General features: G+C 46.1%; 15 protein-coding genes. 13 read left to right on the top strand and 2 right to left on the bottom strand.

Features of this window, described 5'->3' with window-relative positions:
- Positions 1-72 precede the first annotated feature (72 nt).
- From B0180_RS00145 to B0180_RS00135, 3 genes are all read left to right on the top strand, one after another.
- Positions 73-1,989 (top strand): helix-turn-helix domain-containing protein, encoded by a 1,917-nt coding sequence (locus B0180_RS00145; RefSeq protein ID WP_267888869.1) that lies wholly within the window; start codon positions 73-75, stop codon positions 1,987-1,989.
- A complete protein-coding gene (locus B0180_RS00140; RefSeq protein ID WP_078255122.1) occupies positions 1,976-3,064 on the top strand; it encodes a type I glyceraldehyde-3-phosphate dehydrogenase in 1,089 nt (362 codons plus the stop codon). Before B0180_RS00145 ends, B0180_RS00140 begins: the two co-directional genes overlap by 14 nt.
- Before the next feature lie 236 nt (positions 3,065-3,300).
- The gene (locus B0180_RS00135; RefSeq protein ID WP_078255121.1) at positions 3,301-4,101 is read left to right on the top strand and encodes an enoyl-CoA hydratase-related protein; all 801 of its coding nucleotides are present in this window, start codon (positions 3,301-3,303) and stop codon (positions 4,099-4,101) included.
- A 50-nt stretch (positions 4,102-4,151) separates the two neighbouring features.
- Here B0180_RS00135 and B0180_RS00130 read toward each other — a convergent pair whose 3' ends face one another.
- The gene (locus B0180_RS00130) at positions 4,152-5,573 is read right to left on the bottom strand and encodes an FAD-dependent oxidoreductase (RefSeq protein ID WP_078255120.1); all 1,422 of its coding nucleotides are present in this window, start codon (positions 5,571-5,573) and stop codon (positions 4,152-4,154) included.
- Between the two features lie 60 nt (positions 5,574-5,633).
- Positions 5,634-10,097 (bottom strand): glutamate synthase large subunit, encoded by a 4,464-nt coding sequence (gene gltB, locus B0180_RS00125; protein ID WP_078255119.1) that lies wholly within the window; start codon positions 10,095-10,097, stop codon positions 5,634-5,636.
- Positions 10,098-10,325: 228 nt separating this feature from the next.
- Here gltB and B0180_RS00120 point away from each other — a divergent pair, with 228 nt between their 5' ends.
- The 10 genes from B0180_RS00120 to B0180_RS00080 all read left to right on the top strand — a co-directional run bounded on the left by B0180_RS00120 (position 10,326) and on the right by B0180_RS00080 (position 22,523).
- Positions 10,326-10,592, top strand: a complete 267-nt coding sequence (locus B0180_RS00120) for an FAD assembly factor SdhE (protein WP_078255432.1) — start codon at positions 10,326-10,328, stop codon at positions 10,590-10,592.
- A gap of 28 nt (positions 10,593-10,620) precedes the next feature.
- Positions 10,621-11,112, top strand: a complete 492-nt coding sequence (locus B0180_RS00115) for a hypothetical protein (protein ID WP_233424878.1) — start codon at positions 10,621-10,623, stop codon at positions 11,110-11,112.
- Between the two features lie 143 nt (positions 11,113-11,255).
- A complete protein-coding gene (locus tag B0180_RS00110) occupies positions 11,256-11,966 on the top strand; it encodes a YidB family protein (protein ID WP_078255118.1) in 711 nt (236 codons plus the stop codon).
- A 149-nt stretch (positions 11,967-12,115) separates the two neighbouring features.
- On the top strand, positions 12,116-12,790 hold the full coding sequence (locus B0180_RS00105; RefSeq protein WP_078255430.1) for an HAD family hydrolase: 675 nt from the start codon (positions 12,116-12,118) through the stop codon (positions 12,788-12,790).
- A gap of 142 nt (positions 12,791-12,932) precedes the next feature.
- A protein-coding gene (gene prfB, locus B0180_RS00100; protein ID WP_122973863.1) for a peptide chain release factor 2 occupies positions 12,933-14,028 on the top strand; the annotation gives its coding sequence in 2 pieces (ribosomal slippage) (positions 12,933-13,004 and positions 13,006-14,028; 1,095 coding nt in all).
- 237 nt (positions 14,029-14,265) lie between these two features.
- Positions 14,266-15,792 (top strand): acetyl-CoA hydrolase/transferase family protein, encoded by a 1,527-nt coding sequence (locus B0180_RS00095; protein ID WP_078255117.1) that lies wholly within the window; start codon positions 14,266-14,268, stop codon positions 15,790-15,792.
- A gap of 128 nt (positions 15,793-15,920) precedes the next feature.
- A complete protein-coding gene (locus B0180_RS10095) occupies positions 15,921-16,073 on the top strand; it encodes a hypothetical protein (RefSeq protein WP_167366894.1) in 153 nt (50 codons plus the stop codon).
- Positions 16,074-16,100: 27 nt separating this feature from the next.
- Positions 16,101-17,927 carry an acyl-CoA dehydrogenase C-terminal domain-containing protein gene (locus B0180_RS00090; protein WP_078255116.1) on the top strand — a complete coding sequence of 609 codons (1,827 nt, stop codon included), beginning with the start codon at positions 16,101-16,103 and terminating at the stop codon, positions 17,925-17,927.
- Between the two features lie 150 nt (positions 17,928-18,077).
- On the top strand, positions 18,078-19,847 hold the full coding sequence (locus B0180_RS00085; RefSeq protein WP_078255115.1) for an acyl-CoA dehydrogenase C-terminal domain-containing protein: 1,770 nt from the start codon (positions 18,078-18,080) through the stop codon (positions 19,845-19,847).
- 369 nt (positions 19,848-20,216) lie between these two features.
- Entirely contained in the window at positions 20,217-22,523 is a 2,307-nt protein-coding gene (locus tag B0180_RS00080) for a site-specific recombinase (RefSeq protein ID WP_407666560.1), read from the top strand.
- Positions 22,524-22,663: the final 140 nt, after the last annotated feature.

The following is a 22,663-nucleotide window of genomic DNA, read 5'->3' as shown; positions in this document are numbered from 1 at the left end:
GCACGCTCATCAGTTGCCCACAGTTTACCAAAGCGCCAGGATTTTAGTGCGCTTTGGTAGAGAGGGTGAGACATGGATGCAGAAGACAAATCATCTCAAACTCAATCAAATTCAATCAATCAAGTTGATGCTATGAAACAAGAGACCGCCTTTGCGATTTTAAAGACAGGGCAAAATGTTTTTTTGACAGGTCAAGCAGGCGCAGGTAAAACCTATGTGCTCAATCAGTACATTGAGTATTTGCGAGTGCGCCAAATTCCTGTGGCAGTGACTGCCAGCACGGGCATCGCATCAACTCACATGAATGGCATGACAATTCATGCATGGTCGGGTATCGGCATCCAAAATGAGTTTGATAAAGTCAATGTCCAAAGGCTTGCCACGCGTGATGACTACCTTGAGCGCATCAAAAATACCAAGGTGCTTATCATTGATGAAATCTCCATGCTGCACGCCAAGCAAGTTGACACGATCAATCAAGTTTTAAAGCATTTTCGAAAAAATGAGATGCCTTTTGGGGGCGTTCAGGTGATTTTTTCGGGGGATTTTTTTCAGCTACCACCGATTGGCGATAAAGGTGAAACATCGAAAGAAAAATACGCCTTTATGTCGCAGGCTTGGCTTGAGTGTAAATTTCAAATTTGTTATCTCACCGAGCAGCATCGCCAAACGGGCGGCGATGAAAAGCAGCGCTTTGGTTTATCTTTGAATGAGATTTTAAACCAAATCCGCAGTCAAACAGTGACGCAGCAGGCGATCGATGTGCTGACATCAACCCAAGCTCATACCATTGATTTGAACCGCACAAGACTTTATACGCATAATGCCGATGTTGATAGTATCAATCAAAAGCAGCTCAATGAATTGACCGCTAAGACTATTACGTATAGTGCCGCCAAAATGGGCGAAAAACCCTTGCAAGACTCACTGTCAAAGAGTGTCCGCGCCCCTGATGAGCTGACGCTTGCGATCGGCGCTAAGGTGATGTTCGTCAAAAATCTGCCGCTTTTGGGCGTGTATAATGGTACGATGGGTGAAGTGATCGGCTTTATTGGCGTATCGGGCAAAGCCTATAAAAATGCAGATGATGAAATTACCGAAACGGCATATCCTTTGGTTCGGCACAATACTGGCGGCGAAGTGGCTGCTGAGCCTGAAGAGTGGACAGTTGAGGATAAGGATGGCACTGTGCTTGCAAGCTATACCCAAGTGCCTTTATGCTTAGCTTGGGCGATCACGGTACACAAATCCCAAGGCATGACCTTGGATGCAGCTGAGATTGACTTGTCCAAGACCTTTGAGATGGGGCAGGGTTATGTGGCGCTGTCACGCCTGCGCTCGCTAGATGGGCTAAAATTGCTTGGCTTTAATGTCAAAAGCTTGCTGCTAGATGAATGGGTGCAGCGCATTGATCAGCGATTCATTGAGCTGTCTTCTGAGCACGCCAAGGCTTTTGAAGTGTTTGATGAGTCGATGCTCGATGAGATTTATAAAGCCTTTATCCATGCTTGCGGCGGCACGACCAATCCTGAAGTTATCGCCACCAACCAAAAATTTCGAGCGCTCAAAAAGCAAGGCGCGCTCAGCCAAAAAACCAAAGCCCAAAATCAAGCCAAAGCAGGACAAATCCAAGCCAATGGACTGACCAGCACCGTCAATGAAACTTATGAACTCGTTCAGCAAAAGCTGGATTTAGACGAGATTGCCGCCAAGCGCAGTTTGTCTGTCTCAACCATTATCGGTCATGTGGCGGATATTGGCAAAATCATGGGTACTGATGCCATCCAAGACTATCGCCCAGATGATGAGATGATCACTGAGATTGAAGGTGCGATATGCGATTTGGATGCCCGAGGTGAATTTGCTGATGGGATCAAGATCAGACCGATCTTTGATGAGCTGCGAGAAACTTATACTTATAATGAAATACGCTTGGCTTTGGCGTATATAGAGACTTCAAAGATGGACGCTGATCGTGATACCAAATAATTCACACCGCCAAGCCGATACGCCCAAATTACGCTTAGCCATCAATGGCTTTGGTCGTATTGGTAGAAATGTATTAAGAGCGTACATTAAGAAGTTGGGGGTTTTTGACAATATTGACATTGTCGCGATCAATGATATCGCCGACAACGAAGTACTGCTGCATTTATTAAAATTTGACAGTACGCATGGGCGATTCGATCAAGGGGATAATGCCGCACAGGTTTCATTAACCACCGATCAAGATACCTCATATTTGACGATCACTAAAGGCGGGTCGTCACGCCGTATTCTTTTGCTAAGCTGTGATGAGCCAGAGAATTTGCCTTGGAAGGATCTGGATGTCGATGTCGTGCTTGAGTGTACAGGTCAATTTCGCTCCTATGCCGATGCCAATCGCCATCGTACAGCAGGCGCAAAGCAAGTGATCATTGGTGCAGCACCGTTTGATAGCGTAGATGCCAGTATCGTCATCGGGGTAAATGACGATGAGCTAAACGCTGATTTGCCAATCATATCTGGGGTGTCTTGTACCACCCAAGCTTTGGTGCCGCTATTGTCGGTGCTTGATGATAAATTTGGTATCCAAAGTGCCATGATGACCGAGATCCACGCCGTAACGGCAGATCAAAGCGTGCTTGATCAAGCGCATCGCGACTTTCGCCGTGCCAGAGCCAGCGGTCATAATATCATTCCCACCACATCCAGTAGCATCAATGCCACCGAACGCGTCCTGCCCCTGATGCGCGGTAAAATCAACGGACACTCCATCCGAGTTCCCACCATCAATGTCGCTGCGATTGATCTGACTGTCAAATTTGCGCAATCGGTTCGGCTAGATGAGATCAAAGACGCGCTGATGACAGCAAGCCAAGGGCATCTTGTTGGCATCATGGATTATTGTGATGAGCCTTTGGTGTCTAGTGATTTTATCGGCGATAGCCACTCTTTGGTCATTGATGGTCAGCAGCTGATGATGGCAGGTGAGCTTGCTAAGATTTATGCTTGGTATGATAATGAGTGGGGCTACGCCAATCGGCTTTTGGATATGTGCCAAAAGCTGGCAGGTTTAAGATAAGCTTAGCTTGCATCATCTTTGATATTGAAATGGTAATAAGTTTTAGGGACTGTATTAGATTGCATGATTTAATCTAATACAGTCCCTAAAATAATAATAACCTATTCAACTTTCAAAAAATGCAATATACTAATCCAATCAAAGATATGCTCAGATCGGCTTTATCATTGTTATAATGTTAGCCAAACTGTCAGAGCGCAACAATCAAAACCATCATAATTACAAGGAAGATCCCTATGACGATTTATACAGAAGTTTCTCATCCTGAACTTCAAGCAAGCCTAGAGCATGGCGTTTTGGTGCTTGCCATCAACCGTCCAAAAGCTAAAAATGCGCTATACTCTGAGTTATATCATGCCATTTGTGATGCGCTGATCGCTGCCGAGAAAGATGACCAAATCAAGGCTGTGGTGCTGCGCGGTGCAGAAGATGACTTCAGCGCCGGCAATGACATGGGCGATTTTATTAAGTTTTTTGAGTACGATCTTGAGAAAATTAAGGCAGGGGATCTGCCGCCGTTTCGCCTGCTAAAGACAGTAGCGGGGTTTGGCAAGCCGATTATTTTGGCGATTAAAGGTGCAGCGATTGGGATTGGGGTGACGCTACTACTTCATGTGGATATGGCTTATGCTGATGATACGGCGGTATTTCAGATGCCCTTTTTGGGGCTTGGCGTGACGCCCGAAGGAGCAGCCACTCAGCTGATGGTGGAGCGTATCGGCTATGTGGAGACCTGTGAACTGTTATACACCGCCCAAAAATTTGATCGCCAAAAAGCTGAAAAATTAGGATTGATCAATGCCCTGCCTGATGGGGCTGATGTCTATGACTACGCGTATTCCCAAGCCCAAAAAATCGCCAATATGCCTCATAAAACGGTACGCCAAACCAAGCAGCTTTTAAAGCATGATTTGGCGCGCATCATTCAATGCATCGATGATGAGGCTGAAATTTTTATGCGGCATGTGCAGTCGCCAGAATGCAAAGAAGCAGTTCTTGCCTTTAAAGAAAAACGAAAGCCAAATTTTAATCAATAAACAAAAATCGCCGCTTAGTGATGACATAAGCGGCGATTTTTTTTAAATTATTAAATTTCCAAAAAGTCCAAAATCCCCTTGGCAGCCTCACGACCCTCCCAAATGGCAGTGACGACTAAGTCTGAGCCGCGTACCATATCACCACCAGCAAAGATTTTTGGATGACTGGTTTGGAATTTGAAAGGTTGTTGTTCTGGAGCGATCACGCGTCCATCAGCATGCATATCTATGCCTAGATCGCCAAACCAATCAGCAGGGCTTGGGCGAAAACCAAATGCAAGCACGACAGCATCAGCAGCCAAAATCTCTTCAGAGCCTTCGACCACGATGGCGGATTTGCGTCCATTGGCATCAGGCTCGCCCAAAGCGGTGGTGACGACTTTGACGCCAGTGACTTTGCCGTTTTCGCCGATAATTTCAACTGGCTGACGATTGAACAAAAATTGCACGCCTTCTTCTCGGGCGTTGGTCACTTCGCGCTTTGAGCCTGGCATGCTGTCTTCATCACGGCGGTAGGCGCAAGTCACCGAAGCGGCTTGCTGACGGATACTGGTGCGATTGCAGTCCATGGCGGTATCACCGCCGCCAAGCACGACGACGCGTTTATCTTTTAGGTTGACATAAGGCTCATTATCACTTTGCCAGCCGTGGCATTCGTTAACATTGCCAATCAAAAAATCCAGCGCATCATACACGCCATCTAAGTCTTCGCCAGCAAAGCCGCCGCGCATATAGGTATAAGTCCCCATACCCATGAACACCGCATCATATTCAGCCAAAATTTCATCAATGGTGATGTCTTTACCAATCTCGGTGTTTAGGCGAAATTCAATGCCCATATCGCTAAAAATCTCTCGGCGGCGCTTCATGACCTGTTTTTCCATCTTAAATTCAGGAATGCCAAAGGTGAGTAGCCCGCCAATCTCGGGACGCTTATCAAATACCACAGGACGCACGCCATTTCTGACCAAAATATCAGCGCAGCCAAGACCTGCAGGTCCAGCACCAATCACCGCGACACGCTTGCCTGTCCAGAGCACATTGCTCATATCAGGTCGCCAGCCGCGCTCAAAGGCGGTGTCATTGATGTATTTTTCGACATTGCCGATCGTCACCGCCCCAAAGCCGTCATTGAGCGTACACGCCCCTTCGCAGAGCCGATCTTGGGGGCAGACGCGACCGCAGACTTCAGGCAGGGTGTTAGTTGTATGGCACAGCTCAGCCGCTTGCTCGATCAGCCCTTCACTGGCAAGCTTAAGCCAATTGGGGATATAATTATGCACAGGGCATTTCCATTCACAGTATGGATTGCCACACTCCAGACAGCGGTGTGCCTGCTGAGCGGCGGAATCGTGATCAAAAGGCTTATAAATCTCAATAAATTTGGTTTTGCGAGTTTCGAGTGATTTTTTGGCAGGATCGCTGCGCGCCACCTCCAAAAACTGAAAATCATTGTGTAAACGAGCTGTCATGGTAATCTCCTTATTGGGCATTGATGGGTATCTGCCGACAATGCCTGTCATTTTTCTTTCTTATTGTGGATCAGCCAAAGTGCTTTTGAGCAGCGTGGCGATATTGGCGGCTTTTGGCTTAACCAAATAAAATTTGCGCACATAATGCTCAAAATCACTTAAGATGGTCTTGCCCCATGCGCTGTCAGTTTTTTCAACATGGGTTTCAATGATTTTGCGCAAATAAATGCGATGTTCTTCGGTCTGCTCGCTTGAGATGCGATGTAAATCGATGAGCTCGTGGTTGCAGCGATCAAAGAAATCACCTTGCATATCCAGCACATATGCAAAGCCGCCAGTCATGCCTGCCCCAAAGTTTAAGCCTGTTTTACCAAGGACAGTCACCACGCCGCCTGTCATGTACTCACAGCAGTGGTCGCCTGCCCCTTCGACGACGGCATGACTGCCTGAATTGCGCACCGCAAATCTCTCACCTGCTGTCCCGGCAGCATACAGAGCGCCGCCAGTTGCGCCATACAGACAAGTATTGCCGATGATGGCAGAATCGGTGGTATTGATGTGGATGTTTTTGGGTGGATAAATGACAATCTCACCGCCTGCCATGCCTTTGCCGACATAGTCGTTGGCGTCACCTTCTAGCTCAATGTTCAGACCGCCTGCATTCCATACGCCTAATGACTGACCAGCCGTACCAGTCAGATGTAGTTTGATGGGCTTATCGCTCATGCCCAGATTGCCCCAAGTGTCAGCAATCTCACCAGAGATACGCGCGCCGATAGAGCGATCGCAGTTGCTGATACGGTAGCTGTATTCACCGCCATAGCCTTTTTTGATGCTGATCGCCATATCGCTGACCATGCGCTCAGCTAAGATGCCTTGATCAAATGGCACATTGCTTGGCACTTGACAGGTGTGCGGTGCGTCTGCGGCTCGTGGGTGGCTGTACAAAAGCGGCGTCAGATCCAGATGCTGCTGTTTGGGGGTTTGACCTTCTAAGATGTCCAATAAATCGGTGCGACCAACCAGCTCCTCCAGCGTGCGCACGCCCAGTTTCGCCATCCAGTGACGCGTCTCCATCGCCACAAATTTAAAGAAATTAATCAGCATATCCACCTCACCGATGTAATGCTCATCACGCAAATCAATGCGCTGTGTGGCGACACCGGTTGGGCAGTTATTCAGATGGCAAATTCGCAGATACTTACAGCCTACAGCCAGCATCGGGGCGGTACCAAAGCCAAAGCTTTCGGCACCCAAAATGGCAGCTTTAACGACATCAAGACCTGTTTTGAGACCGCCGTCTGTCTGAATGCGTACTTTATCACGCAAGCCATTGACGCGCAGGGACTGATGCGCTTCTGCCAAGCCCAGCTCCCAAGGCGAGCCTGCATAATGAATCGATGATAAAGGCGATGCTGCTGTACCGCCATCATAGCCTGAGATGGTGATTAAGTCTGCATAAGCCTTAGCCACGCCAGTAGCAATGGTGCCAACGCCAGGGCGCGAGACCAACTTGACCGAAACCAAAGCACTGGGATTGACTTGTTTTAGATCAAAAATCAGCTGCGCCAAATCTTCGATGGAATAAATATCATGATGCGGCGGCGGTGAAATCAAAGTCACCCCAGGCACCGAATAGCGCAGGCGTGCGATCAGATCATTGACCTTACCACCAGGCAGCTGACCACCTTCACCAGGTTTTGCACCTTGAGCGATTTTGATTTGCAGCACTTCAGCAGAGCGCAGATATGCAGGTGTCACCCCAAATCGACCCGAAGCAATTTGTTTGATTTTTGAATTTTTGAGCGTGCCGTAGCGCGCTGGATCTTCGCCGCCTTCTCCTGAGTTTGAGCGACCGCCGATGGTGTTCATTGCCATCGCGATGGATTCATGTGCTTCAGGCGACAAAGCGCCCAAAGACATCCCCGCCGAGTCAAAACGCGGTAGGATGGACTCGATGCCTTCGACTTCATCAAGATCAATCTCACTGCCAGTTTTTAGAGCGAGCAAATCACGAATGGTCGCCACAGGGCGATGATTGACAATGTCGGCATATTTTTGATATTCCTGATAATCCCCTGAGCGAACCGCGCTGTGCAGCGCTCGCACGACATCTGGATTAAAGGCGTGATATTCTTTATCAAAGACAAATTTAATCAAACCCCCCTTATCCAAGGGCGTACGGCGTGTAAAGGCATTTTTGGCTAGGATGGCTTGATCATTTGCCAAATCCTCAAAGGTAGCGCCTTTGATGCGACTTGCCACGCCGACAAAGCATAAATCCACAATCTCAGGCGACAGTCCCACCGCCTCAAACAGCTGTGCGCCGCGATAAGAGACGATGGTTGAGATGCCCATTTTGGATAGGATTTTTAATAAGCCTTTATCTAAGCTTTTGCGGAAATTGGCGCGTGCGCTCAAGGCGTCGGTGTTGATTTCACCTGTTTCCACCAAATGATCAATCACTTCATAAGTCAAATACGGATAAATACACGTCGCCCCAAAACCGATCAAGACAGCGGCGTGATGCGGATCACGCACCAGACCTGTTTCGATGATCAAATTGGCATCGGCGCGCAAGCCTTGTTGGATCAAGTGATGATGCACAGCGCCAGTCACCAAAACGGCATTGGCAGGCACTTTGCCTTTTTTGATGTTTTTGTCAGATAAGATGATTAAAGTGTAGCCTTGCTTGATGGCAGCCACGACTTCTTGGCAGATGTTATCAATGGCTTGTTTTAGGCTTAGGCTGTCATCATAGTTAAGATCGATTCTTTGGCTCAAAAAAGCAGGGTCTTGAGTGGCTTCGATTTGCTGCATCTTACTGGCTGATAAGATCGGCGATGATAAGATGATTCGGTGTGCGTCTTTGGAGGTAGGGTTGAAGACATCCGTTTGGGCACCTAGGCAAGTTTGAAGACTCATCACAATCGATTCACGCAAAGGATCAATCGGTGGATTGGTCACCTGTGCAAATTGTTGTCTAAAAAAGTCAGCCACATGGCGAATTTGGCGTGAGAGCACCGCCATCGGCGTATCATCTCCCATAGAGCCGACCGCTTCTTGAGCGTTTTCGGCGGCAGGGCGGATGATCTCGGTGCGCTCCTCACTGGTGATATGGAACATCTTTTGTAGTGCTGCCAGATGCTCTGTGTCTTTGGTGGCGGATGCCAGTGATAGCTCGATGGCTTGATTGTCGCGGATGCGCATGGCATTTTCGCGCAGCCACTTGCGATAAGGATGAGCTTTTTTCAAAATGGTGGCGATGGTTTTGGTATCCATGATCTGACCGCTATAGGTATCGATGACCAGCATCTGACCTGGACCGATGCGACCTTTTGCCAAGACATCATCAGGCGTATAATCCCATGTACCTACCTCAGATGCCACCGTGATGTAGCCATTTTTGGTGGTGACCCATCTTGAAGGACGCAGACCATTTCGATCTAGCATACACACTGCATAGCGACCATCTTGGATTACCAAGCCTGCCGGACCATCCCATGCTTCCATGTGCGGCGAATAAAATTCATAAAAAGCACGCAGATCCATATCCATGCTGTCGACATTTTGCCATGCAGGCGGCACCAGAATACTCATGGCATGAAATAGGCTCATGCCACCATTCATCAGTACTTCAAGCATATTATCCAAGCTTGATGAATCAGAGCCTGTGCTATTCACCAGCGGCGCCAGTGCTTGTAGCTCGGGCAGCTTGTCAGATTTTAGCTTGGGTGTGCGCGCCACTGACCAATTACGGTTGCCAGTGATGGTGTTTAGCTCGCCATTATGCGCCAGATAGCGAAATGGCTGAGCCAAATTCCAGCGTGGCAGGGTGTTGGTGCTAAATCTTTGATGAAATACCACAATGTGTGAGCTTAAGCGATCATCTTGCAGATCCAAAAAAAAGTTTGGCAAGTCTTTGGGCATCACCAAACCTTTATAAATCACAGTCTGACAGTTTAATGCTGTCACATAAAATAGCTCATCTTCGGTCAGCTGAAGCTCTGCTTTTTTGCGCGCGACAAATAGTAGCCGATTAAATTCATCAGCAGGCATATCTTTTGGCGCATTGACAAAGACTTGCTTAAAATCCGGCAGGCTTTCGCGTGCGATATCCCCGACAATATCAAGATTGACGGGCACATCTCGCCAGCCTGCCACTTCCAAGCCTTCGCCTGTGATTGCTTCGTTTAAGACTTGCATACTATGCTTGGCTTTGGCTTGATCCAAATTGACAAAGACTGTACCGACCGCAAAATTTTCTGACAGCTCAAAGCCGTTTTCGGCAGCGACCGCGCGAAAAAATGCGTCAGGCTTTGCGATCAATAAACCGCAGCCATCCCCTGTGCGACCATCGGCAGCCACACCGCCGCGATGCGTCATACAGCTTAGCGAGTGGATCGCAGTTTTGACCAAATCATGGCTTGGCGTGCCTTCTACATGGGCAATCAAACCAAAACCGCAATTGTCTGAAAAATCATCAGGGCTTGCCAAATAGGTGGTGGAACTGATCATTGTCATGGCTTATCCTTTTGTCGCTGTGAGAATGAATTGAAGGGTAATTATTAGATTTGCAATTTGGTCTATTATAAACACTGATAAATTAAAAATCCATATTTCATTTGATAACTTAATGGGTATATCACAAATTATCATAAATAATCGCCGATTAAAAATTTATCGTAAAAAATAACGCAATTTTGCTATACTAAGCATAGCAAAATTTAAATGAATTTTTGGGAAGATTGTATGACTCATCAGCCTACCGACGCACAGCGCCGCATCATCTATCAAGCTCGCCGCGGTCTTAAAGAATTGGATTTTTATATCGATCCTTATGTCAAATCGCATTATTTGAGTGCGGACGCGGATGAGCAGCAGGCATTTGAAGCATTATTAAGCTACGAAGACCCGGATTTGTTGGTGTTTTTTTTGGGTCAAGAAATGCCATCAGAGCCCGGCGTCGCCGCCTTGATTGATAAGATGAAATCGCTTCGTCATACTGACGCTGTCTAACAGTCATGATGAAATTGTAAGCCAAATTTTGGGCGTCTATTCTAAATATCCTTTGGTGCTGGATGCAGCCTTTGTGCCGACGCGCGCAGGGTGGTATCTGTGGATGGTCGCCATCTTTTTGGTGATACTCATCTGTTTGGCTGTCGGCTTATTGTGGTGGCAGTGGGTGATCTTAGGGGTGTGTGCTAGCGCATTGATCGGGTTTTATGCTTATCATCAGCGATCAGGCATCCGTCAAATGAGCAGCCGTCAAATCGATGGCATTTGGTTTTTATCGTTTCCTGTGCATTCACAGCAGTCAGCGGCTATCAAAGATGGCTCAAATGATGGTCAAGTGATCTATCAAGCCTATTTGCACCATATCCGCTGGGTGAATTTGGGGATAAGTTCAGCGGTGGTGATGGATTTTTATGCCATCAGCCCAAAAAAGCAGCCCATGAGAGTAGTCATCTTTGGTGATCAAACAGATCCACAGAATTTTTCAAAATTATCAGCACTGGCAAGACTTTACCAAAAATAGCACAAATGTTTACAAAAACACCGTACCTTGATGACTTGGATTTTGTTAAGATAAAACCGTTATTTAATGTTGTTGTTAAACAATGTTAAAAGTTATCGCACAGTGTTATCACAAAACAGATTATTAAGGATAAGGGAAATCGTATGAGTTTATTACAAAGTATTGTTGGAGAAGTCTTAAAAAATGCCGTACAGCCGCAGCCGCAAGCTCGGCAATCGTCACAAAACTCGCAGCAAGGCGGACTGGGTGGCCTGCTTAGCGGCTTGACAGGCGCAGGTCAATCTAATGCCGCAAGTGCAGGCTTGGGTGGTCTGTTAGGTGGTGTGCTTGGTACCCAAATGGGGGGCAGACAAGCACAAGGCTCAGCGTTAGACTCTGTGCTAGGCGGTCTGTTGGGCGGTAATAAACAAAATACCAGTGCTGGCGATTTAGGTAATATCCTTGGCACAGTCTTAGGCGGCGGTAATGTCAAATCGGCTGGCATGAATAAAAGTGCGCTGTTGCTTGCTTTGTTGCCAGTTGTACTAGCATTTATCCAAAAAAACGGCGGTCTGTCAGGCGTGCTGGGTAAATTTTCTAACAGCGGCTTACAAAATAAAGCCCAGTCTTGGGTGAATATTGATACCAATAATGATGGCATTGATGCTGATGATATCGCCAGATTATTTGACAATCAAGAAATTGAACAAATTTGTAAGCAAACGGGCGCAAGCCAATCAGAAGTTTGCCAAGGCATCGCCGAGCTTTTGCCTAAGGTGGTGGATGATTTAACCCCCCAAGGCGATCTATCAAGCGAAAAAGAAGCCAATGATGAGATTGCTGAGCTGTTGGCAAAAATGAAAGCCGCTCAGTAGTCTGTGCTTAGCCATAAAAAACAGGTTTGAAGACCTGTTTTTTATGGCTTGTTTTTTAGATTCTGCCAACAGAAGTGTTTGACGAGACAAGCATTTTCATTCAAAATAGCGGTATCTTAGGTATTGATTTTATTAGTGATGAGAAAATTATGGCAAACTTAGCGCTATTTGATTTGGATATGACTTTGATTAATGTGGACAGCGATCACAGTTGGGGGCAGTACATTGTTAAAAAAGGCTTGGTAGACCTCCAAGTCTATGCCGATGCTAATGATAAATTTTATCAAGATTATATCACAGGCACGCTTGATGCTGTGGAATACAATGAATTTGTGGCGGCATTTTTGAGCACCCAAAGTATGACCGATCTGCAGGCTTATCGAGATGAGTATCTAAAGACTTGGATACGCCCAAATATGCGTCCAAAGGCGATTGATCAAATCGCCTCTCATCGCGCCCAAGGCGATACCGTCGTGGTGATCAGTGCGACCAATGATTTTGTGGTGGTGCCCATTGCTCAGTTATTTGGGGTGGATGATGAGCACACTTTGGCGACTCGTCTAGAAGTGGTGGATAATGCCTATACAGGTAAAGTTGCGGATAAGCCTAACTTTAAAGATGGTAAAATTTATCATCTAAAAAATCTTATCAGTCGTTTTGAATCTCAAGGTGTCACCTTTGATAAACTCATCGCCTATTCTGACTCAAAAAACGACATTCCACTATTAAGCCACGCTGATGAAGCCATCTGTGTAACGCCAGATGATATCCTAAGAGCACATGCCAAAGAAGAAGGGTGGCAAGTGGTGGATTGGTCGATGTGATTGATGTCATCAGGCAGCACGTCATCAAGCCATGATTTAGGTGCTATACTGTGCGTTTGGCATGGTAAAACTACACAAGATTTGTTATAATTTTTCGTTTCAATTTTGGTCATGCTACCGAATTATTTTTACTGGAGAGATCATGGAAATTGCCCAATATCAAGAACAGATCAAAGATTTAGCCGCCCGTGGGCAAGAGCTTCGGGGGTATCTTTGACGTCGAAACCAAAAAAGAGCGTCTTGAAGAAGTCAATTTAGAGCTGGAAAATCCTGACATCTGGAACAATCCTGAAGAAGCCACCAAAATCAGTAAAGAAAAATCCATGCTAGATGGGATTATCGGCGTGATTGAAGGGCTGGACACAAGCTTAGAAGATGCTGCTGCCATGCTTGAGCTGGCTGTTGAAGAAGGTGATGAAAGCCTGCTTGATGATGTGCAATCCGAGCTTGATGTAGCGCTTGCCAAGGTTGAAGACTTAGAATTTAAGCGCATGTTCAGTGGTGAGATGGACGCCAATAACTGCTATCTTGACATCCAAGCAGGCTCAGGTGGTACAGAAGCCCAAGACTGGTCACAGATGCTGCTTCGGATGTATCTTCGTTGGTGCGAAAGCCACGGCTTTAAGGCTGACGTGATGGAAGTGTCTGAAGGGGGTGTGGCAGGCATCAAATCCGCCACCATCGCGGTCAAAGGCGATTATGCTTTTGGTTGGCTGCGTACAGAGATTGGCGTGCATCGCTTGGTGCGTAAATCACCTTTTGATAGTAATAATGGTCGCCATACCTCGTTTGCTGCGGTTTTTGTGTCGCCTGAGATTGATGATAATGTGGAAATTGACATTAATCCTGCCGATTTACGCATTGATACGTATCGCTCAAGCGGTGCCGGTGGTCAGCACGTGAATACCACCGACTCTGCGGTACGCATCACCCATCAGCCGACAGGTGTGGTCGTCGCATGTCAAAATGAGCGCTCTCAGCACGCCAACAAAGACACCGCCATGAAGATGCTGCGTGCTAAGCTTTATGAGCTAGAAATGCAAAAACGCATGGAAAAACAGCAAGCGCTTGAAGACAGTAAATCCGATATCGGGTGGGGCAGTCAAATTCGCTCTTATGTCCTAGATGATTCACGCATCAAAGACCTGCGCACAGGCGTTGAGACATCGAATACCAGTGCGGTACTTGATGGCGATTTAGATAAATTCATCGAAGCCAGCTTAAAGGCGGGTCTATAACTTAAGCCTAAAGTATAAAAAATATCGTCCTGATGGGCGATATTTTTTGGCTTTTAGATTGATATTTTGACTCATTTTCAAAGGCAATAGGGTGGTTAAAATTTGTCATCAAAACGAGCTTAAATCTTGAATAATCATGACAAATATTAGCCTAAGCTATTTATTTTATTTGTGGTTAGTGCTAAAATCTTGATAGCTTTTGCTATAAACAATTGTACACATCTATAAGGAGACAGTATGTCTATTGATCGTATTAAACACGCAGGTTTGCGCGAAAAAGTCATGAGTGCTGATGAAGCTGCCCAATTTGTTCAAAATGGCATGATGCTTGCCATCACAGGCTTTACGGGTGCAGGCTACCCAAAAGCTCTACCAACTGCCATCGCTAATAAGGCTAAAGCTGCCCATGAAAAAGGTGAAAAATTTACTGTCGGTATGGTAACAGGTGCTTCAACTGCGCCTGAGTGTGATGGCGTCCTAGCAGAGGCAAAAGCACTACATTTTCGCTCGCCATTTCAATCTGATCCAACTCTTCGTAACGGCATCAATGCAGGCGAGATCGCTTATCAAGATATGCATCTGTCGCATGTTGAGCAGCAAATGCGCCAAGGGTTTTATGGCAAATTTGATATCGCCATCGTCGAAGCGACCACCATCACTGAAAATGGCGAGCTGATCTTTGCGATGGGTATCGGTCACGGTGTCGAGGCGGTCAAAAATGCTGATAAAGTGATCATTGAGATCAATGCTGCTCTAAGCCCAGGTCTTGAGGGTATGCATGACATTTATGGTGATGTCGGCTTGCCACCACATCGCAAGCCAATTCCTATCGTCGGTGCGTTTGATCGCGTTGGTACGCCTGGTTTGGCGATTGATCCAGATAAAGTGCTTGCCATCGTCATGACTGATTCAGGCGACCGTAACTCGAAGTTTGCTGAACCTGATGATGTCTCTAAGCGTATCGCCGCCCAAGTGATTGATTTTCTTGATCACGAAGTCAAAGCAGGTCGCCTGCCTAAGAGCCTACTGCCGCTACAGTCTGGTGTTGGTAACGTTGCCAACGCAGTCATGGCAGGTCTTTTGGATGCGCCATTTGATGACCTAGAAGGCTACACCGAAGTACTTCAAGACGGTATGCTTGATTTGATTTTGGCTAAGAAAATGAAAACTGCTTCTGCGACTGCCTTGTCGTTTAGCCCAGATGCATTGGCGCGTTTTAACGAAAACATCGAGTTCTTAAAAGATAAGATCATCTTGCGCCCAATGGAAATCAGCAACAATCCAGAAGTTATCCGTCGCCTAGGTGTGATCGGCATGAACTCAATGATCGAAGCTGATATCTATGGTAATGTCAATTCAACGCATGTCATGGGTACGCGTATGATGAACGGCATCGGCGGCTCTGGCGACTTTACGCGTAACGGTTTCTTTAGCTTTTATGTCAGCCCATCTACCGCTAAAGGCGGCGCGATTTCTGCGATCGTACCGATGGTGAGCCATCACGACCATACCGAGCATGATGTGATGTTCATTGTGACTGAGCAAGGCATGGCAGATCTGCGCGGTAAATCTCCAAAAGAGCGTGCTAAACTGATCATCGAGAACTGCTCACATCCAGATTATCGTGATATGCTGCGCGATTATTATGATCGTGCGTTAGTGGCGAGCCAAAAAGCAGGCGGTATCCACACGCCACATCTGCTACTAGAAGCGCTATCATGGCATCAGCGTTTCGTTGAGACAGGCGATATGCGTATCAAGTAATTGAGAGATCTTATAAAAACCGTCCAATCCGAACCGATTGGACGGTTTTTATATTGGGGTAAATTGTCATACTGCCATGCTAAAATACAATCAATATTTGATGGCAAACATTTTGCAAGCTTACTTTTATGACTGATGAGTCAAAAGGGGGATTTGCATTGTGGGATGGCATTGGCTATTTTATTAGAGGAATTTTGTATATCAGTTTTAGACGCTCATATCGCGATGCTTTGATTGAGCTTATCAGCCAAGATTGGCTCAGTGAAGCAAAGGCTGTTTGAGCGTTATTTATCATGAAGGAATGAACCATGCAGTATGTTGCCCCTATCCGTGATATCCAGTTTGTCATGCACGAGCTGTTAGACAGTCAAGCACACTATGGTAAACTGTCTGCTTATGCAGAGCTAGATGCAGATACAATTAATAGCTATGTTGAGGCGGCAGCTGATTTTGCGCAGTCGGTGATTGCACCTTTGAACCGTACGGGTGATATCGAAGGCTGTCAGTTTGATAATGGCGTCGTCACCACACCGACCGGCTTTAAAGAAGCCTATGCGCAATACTGCGAGCTTGGTTTTCCTGCGATCAATGCCGAGCCTGAGTTTGGCGGACTAGGTTTACCGGTGTCGCTATCAAGCGCAGTCAGTGAGATTATGGGTACTGCCAACTGGTCATTTGCGATGTATCCGGGACTGTCGCATGGCGCCATTCAAACCATCGAGCATCATGGTACAGAAGCCCAAAAAGCCACATATCTAGAAAAAATGAATACAGGGGCATGGTCAGGTACCATGTGCTTGACTGAGTCACACGCAGGCTCTGACCTTGGCATCATCAAGACGCGCGCTGTGCCAAATGAAGACGGCAGCTATGCCATTACAGGTCAAAAAATCTTCATCTCAGCAGGTGAGCATGATTTGACTGAGAACATCATTCACATCGTGCTAGCTCGCCTGCCAGATGCGCCAGCGGGCACCAAAGGCATTTCGTTATTTATCGTTCCAAAATTCATCGTTAATGATGATGGCTCAGTGGGCGAGCGTAATACAGTCAGCTGTGGCTCGATTGAGCATAAGATGGGGATCAAAGCATCAGCGACTTGTGTGATGAACTTTGATAATGCCAAAGGGTATCTGATCGGACCAAAAAACCGTGGTCTAAACGCCATGTTTACCTTTATGAATGTGGCACGCTTAGGCACTGCCATCCAAGGTTTGGCAGCGTCTGAGCTTGCTTTTCAAGGGTCTTTAACTTACGCCAAAGAGCGTACCGCCATGCGTGCTTTATCAGGTGTCAAAGAGCCGAACAAGCCAGCAGATAGCATCATCCATCATCCAGCAGTGCGCAACATGCTACTTACCCAAAAGGCCTTTAGTGAAGGTGGTCGTGCGCTGGTGTATTATCTGTCTCAATTTGCAGATACTGTCGCCAAAGGTGAAAATCCAAGCGAAGTGAAATTTGCTGATGAAATGTTGTCACTATTAACCCCAATCGCCAAAGCATTCTTGACCGAAACTGGTCTTGAGTCAGCGAATATGGGCGTACAAGTCTATGGTGGTCATGGTTACATCAGCGAATGGGGCATGGAGCAAAACCTGCGTGACACGCGCATTTCATGCTTGTACGAAGGCACGACCGAAATCCAAGCATTGGACTTGCTTGGCAGAAAAGTGCTTGGCTCACAAGGTCGCATGTTAGCGAACTTTACCAAGATCATTCATAAATTCTGCCAAGAAAATGCAGATAACGATGAAGTCGGTCAGATGATTACGACACTTGCCAAGCTTAATAAGCAGTGGAGCGATCTGACTTCGCGCATCGCAATGCAAAGCACGCTAAACCCTGAAGCTGTTGGCGCTGCTGCGGTTGATTATTTGTATTTTAGTGGCTATGTCACCTTGGGGTATCTGTGGGCGAGAACGGCTGTATTGGCAAAAGCCAAATTGGCAGAGCTTGATGGCGATCTTGACACCGACAAATCATTGCAAGGCGAATACGGCTTTTATGATGCCAAAGTCAAAACTGCCGAGTTTTATTTTGCCAAACTGATGCCGCGTCATTTGGTTCATGTAGCTCGCATTAATACTGGCTTTGATAGCCTAATGGCGATGGATGCTGAACAATTTGCCTTTTAATCCTGTCTAAGTTATAGTAAATGACAGCGTGATCTTTGGATTTAATGAGACTGTGCAAAGAAACTCTGAGCTTAAAGATTTTTTGGATGTTCTTTGACAGTCTTAATGAATTGATTTTATTTATATAATTTTTAACAATAAGGAAAGTCTATGGCGCTTCAATATACCGCTCCGCTTGATGAGATGCGTTTTACCCTAAAAGAAGTTTTCAAAGCCCCTGAATTTTGGTCAAATACAGATCAGCTGTCTCATGTCGATGAGCAAACGGTTGATATGATTCTTGATGAAATGGCGAAATTTGCCACAGAAGTGTTGTTACCATTAAATCAGTCGGGTGATGAAGAAGGTGCCAAATACCTAGGTGAGGGCAAAGTCGCTACGCCATCAGGCTTCCAAGAAGCCTTCCGTGCTTATGCCGATGCAGGCTGGATTGGCTTGGGTGGTGACCCAGAGTACGGCGGTCAAGGTATGCCAAAAATGGTGACCATGCTGATTGAGGAAATGCTATTTGCGACCAACCAATCATTTACCCTATATCCAATTTTGACAGTCGGGGCAACGCTAAGCTTATTGGCTACCGCAAGTGATGAGCAAAAAGCTCAATATCTTGAAAAGATGTATTCAGGTCAATGGGCAGGCACGATGTGCTTAACAGAAAGCCATTCAGGTACTGATTTGGGCATCATCAAAACGCGCGCTGTACCTAAGGAAGATGGTAGCTACGCCATTACTGGTACCAAAATTTTCATCACGGGCGGTGAGCATGATCTGACCGAAAACATTATTCATCTTGTGCTGGCTAAGACGCCAGATGCGCCAGCTGGCTCAAAGGGCATTTCTTTGTTTGCGGTGCCAAAGTTCTTGGTGAACAGTGATGGCTCATTGGGTGAGCGTAACGGTGTACAGGCAGGCTCAATTGAGCATAAAATGGGTATCAAGGCATCTGCGACTTGTGTGATGAATTTTGACAACGCCACAGGTTATTTGGTTGGTCCTGAAAATAAAGGCTTGGCGGCAATGTTTGTCATGATGAACTATGAGCGCGTGACCATGGGTCTACAGGGTCTTGGCGCCAGTGTCTTGGCTTATCAAAATGCGGCAGCCTACGCCCAAGAGCGTCTGCAAGGTCGCGCTGATGATGGTGTCAAATTTGCCGATAAAGCAGCCGATCCGATCATTAATTTTGGCGATGTTCGCCGTATGCTTTTGAATGCCAAAGCAAACAGTGTGGCAACGCGTACCTTTGCGATGTATGTGGCAAATAACTTGGACATTGCCAAATTCAGCGATGATGACACAGCGCGCCAAAATGCCAATGCCAAAGTGGCGCTATTAACGCCGATCACCAAGGCGTTTTTGACTGACAAAGCCTTTGAGGCGACGGTGGATTGTCAGCAAGTTTTTGGCGGTCATGGCTATATCAAAGAGTGGGGCATGGAGCAAATCGTTCGTGATGTGCGTATCAGCCAAATTTACGAAGGTACGAACGGCATTCAAGCACTTGACTTATTGGGTCGTAAGGTCGTCAAAGATGGTGGCGCGGCGATGTTTGCATTGCTTGAAGAAATTCAAGCTGCTGCCAGCGATTGCGATCATCAAATTGGCGCAGCCACGCTTAAAGCTGCCGAGCGTGTTCGTGAGCTGACCACTGATCTGCTTGATAAAGCAGGCAATGACCCACACGCCATCAACGCCAGTGCCGTGGACTATCTACACGCAGCGGGCTATCTGTGCTATGCTTATATGTATGTGCTGATTGTCAAAGCAAGCGCAGGTAAGGATGGTGAATTTTATGCTGAGCGTCAAAAGCTTGCGGACTACTTCACTGCCCGTGTTCTGCCTAAGCTATACGCTCATGCTGACATGGCGCAAGCAGGATCAAGTGCAATTATGGCATTTGATAATGAGTTCTTTGTGTAAATTATCAATAAAAATATCAAAGGATGGGCATGATTGCCTGTCCTTTTTTAAACTGTATTTTTATTATATGTTAGCGATTTGATTCATATCAGCTTTTTATTGATATTTGGGCAATGATATTATAGCTATGAAGAATAGCAACTATTTGAAAATCACAAGATTTTGATACAATTTATATCAAAAATTTAAAAGATGAAATTTGGTAAATGGATTTAAATGTGATACATTAACAATTATTTTTATTTTGCAGACCCATTTCTCACCCATATCTATCACCAACCCTTAAAAACTAAAAATAAATGAGCCGCCGCTAAAACGGTCAGCATCTCATCACTTTGTGAGCGTTATTTTTGCCAGTGGAGTTTAATTGTGTTAGAAAACGACACGTCAAATCTTGAACAAATATTACAGCGTATCGTCGTGCTACAAGAGCTGCCAGAGCCTGAAGCCTTAAAGCGCTTGATCGACGCCTTGCGCGTGACTGACGAAGATGAAGATAATGAAATTGTAGACGCCAAATTTGATGAGCTGATTGATTTATTATGCGATAACCCTGAATACGGGTCAGGCTTAGCAGCTTTTATCTTAAGACTAATTAATAAATATCGTCAAATTACTCTATATACTGATACAGGCATTGCGTCAGATCAAAGTTTTTCAAGCAGTGTTTCGCGCTTAATTAGCCATCGATTTTTGCCGCTTTTACCCGAAGAAGATTCGGTGGTAGAGCTTGCTAATTATCTGTTTGATCGGCGTAATGATTGGAAGTGGGTGGAGTCTATCTCAGATGAGCGCTGGGATGCTTTGGTGCAGCTGATTCGCCCAGCCGAAAAAGACCTAAGTTTGGTGGCTCAAGCCAAAAACAGTATCTTAAACGCCATCGTTGTCCTGTCTTATCGCATCAGCGGCATTGGTCTGCATCCTGAGCTGATGAATTTTTATCCTGAGCTGCTCAATTATTCAGCGGCATTTGTGGCACAAAACCAAGAAGCGGTACTATTCGTCAATCAGTATCGACAGGCGCATGAGCTGGATCTGATGACAGATGTGATGCCTGATCAGGACATTGATCCTGCCCCGTTGATGGTGATGGTGGAGCAATGTGAAGATATTGTCGATACACTAAGAAAGCGCGTGTATAAAACTGGCATCTCAATTCGTCTGACCAATATGTTGGCGCGCCTTGAGCAAAGTTTGCAGCGTATGCGGACTTTGGTTGAGCTGGTGAGTGATGCAGAGCATAAGCGTGATCAAGCGATCGTTGATCTGACGGTTGAGGTGGTGCAAACTGCCAAGACGCGTTATAGTTTTAGCTCACTGATTGAATCAAATACGCGCCTGTTATCGCGTAAAGTTACCGAAAATGCAGGGCGCGTTGGCGAGCACTATATCAGTACTGATAGAACTGGCTACCGTAAAATGTATAAAAAAGCAGCCATAGGCGGCTTATTTATCGGTTTTATGGCGACCCTAAAGACTTTGTCTTATCATTTGGCATTGGCGCCCATTGGACGCGCTTTTGTGAATAGCATGATTTATGGCTTAGGCTTTGTTTTTATCCATATTGCTAGGGGTACGGTTGCAACCAAGCAGCCAGCAATGACGGCGGCAGCGATCGCATCGACCATTTCTGGCTCATCAGGCAAAAAAACTCAGCAACTGGCCAAGCTGTCAGAACTGGTCGTTGATATTTTGCGAACGCAGTTTATCGCCATTTTGGGCAATATTTCGGTGGCGATGCCAGTGGCTTTATTAATTGCGCTGGCGTGGGGGTATTTTTATGATACACCGATGATCGATGGCGCGCAGGCGGCTTATCTGCTGCATGACCTAGACCCAATCCGCTCTTTGGCATTGCCTCATGCGGCAATCGCTGGCGTGTTTTTGTTTGTTTCTGGTTTGATTGCTGGCTATTATGATAATTTGGCGGCGTATAATAAAATCGGTGAACGCATACGCAGGCACTGGATGCTCGTCAGTGTGATGCCAAAGCGGTGGCTAGATAAGATGGGTAGTTTTGTGGAAGCCAACCTTGGTGCTATCATGGGTAACTTTATCTTTGGCTGTTTTTTGGGTAGTACAGCAACAGTGGGCTATATGCTTGGACTGCCTTTAGATATTCGCCATATTGCTTTTGCTTCTGCCAACTTTGTGCATGGACTGTATTACCTATCGCCTGAGCACTTGACTTGGCAGGTTGCGCTCTTGTCTTTTATTGGCGTGCTGCTGATTGGTTTGGTGAACCTTTTGGTAAGCTTTTCGCTTGCCTTGATGGTTGCACTGCGCTCAAAAGAAGTGAAATTCACGGAATGGAAGCAGCTTTATAAGATGGTTACCAATCATTTTATCACGCGCCCCCTAGACTTTTTTTGGCCGCGTAAACAAACGGTCAAATACGCCAAGATTAATAGTCTGGGTGAGATCATTTTTGAGGAAACCGCAGACGAAAAAGCCAATCGCATTTTTGCTGATTCGATTGTCCGCCGCTTAGGGCGCAATAAACCCAAAGAAGAGTCAAAAGCCCAAGCGCCTGATGACATCCGAGAGGCGATCGAGGCTTATCATAATGATGAACTTGATGAATCAGGTAATCTGGTGAATAAATCATCTGATGATAATGATGATGGTATCAATTCTTTACCAAAACCTTCAACGCCGCCCAATTTACCAGGCTGATCATCAAAGTATTTTTTCAACTATCGCTGCCTTTGGATTTAATCTTGATCTTAAAAAACTTTGCTTCTGGCAAAGTTTTTGTTTTGAAGGGTGGTGAGTCTGACTCGCTGACCCAAAGGCGCGGATAAATAAAAAACCTG

It is taken from the genome of Moraxella canis (assembly GCF_002014965.1).
In the GTDB taxonomy this organism is placed as follows: Bacteria; Pseudomonadota; Gammaproteobacteria; order Pseudomonadales; family Moraxellaceae; genus Moraxella; species Moraxella canis.
The sequence above is the reverse complement of the archived record's forward strand: the minus strand, read 5'-3'. Positions and strand labels throughout refer to the sequence as shown.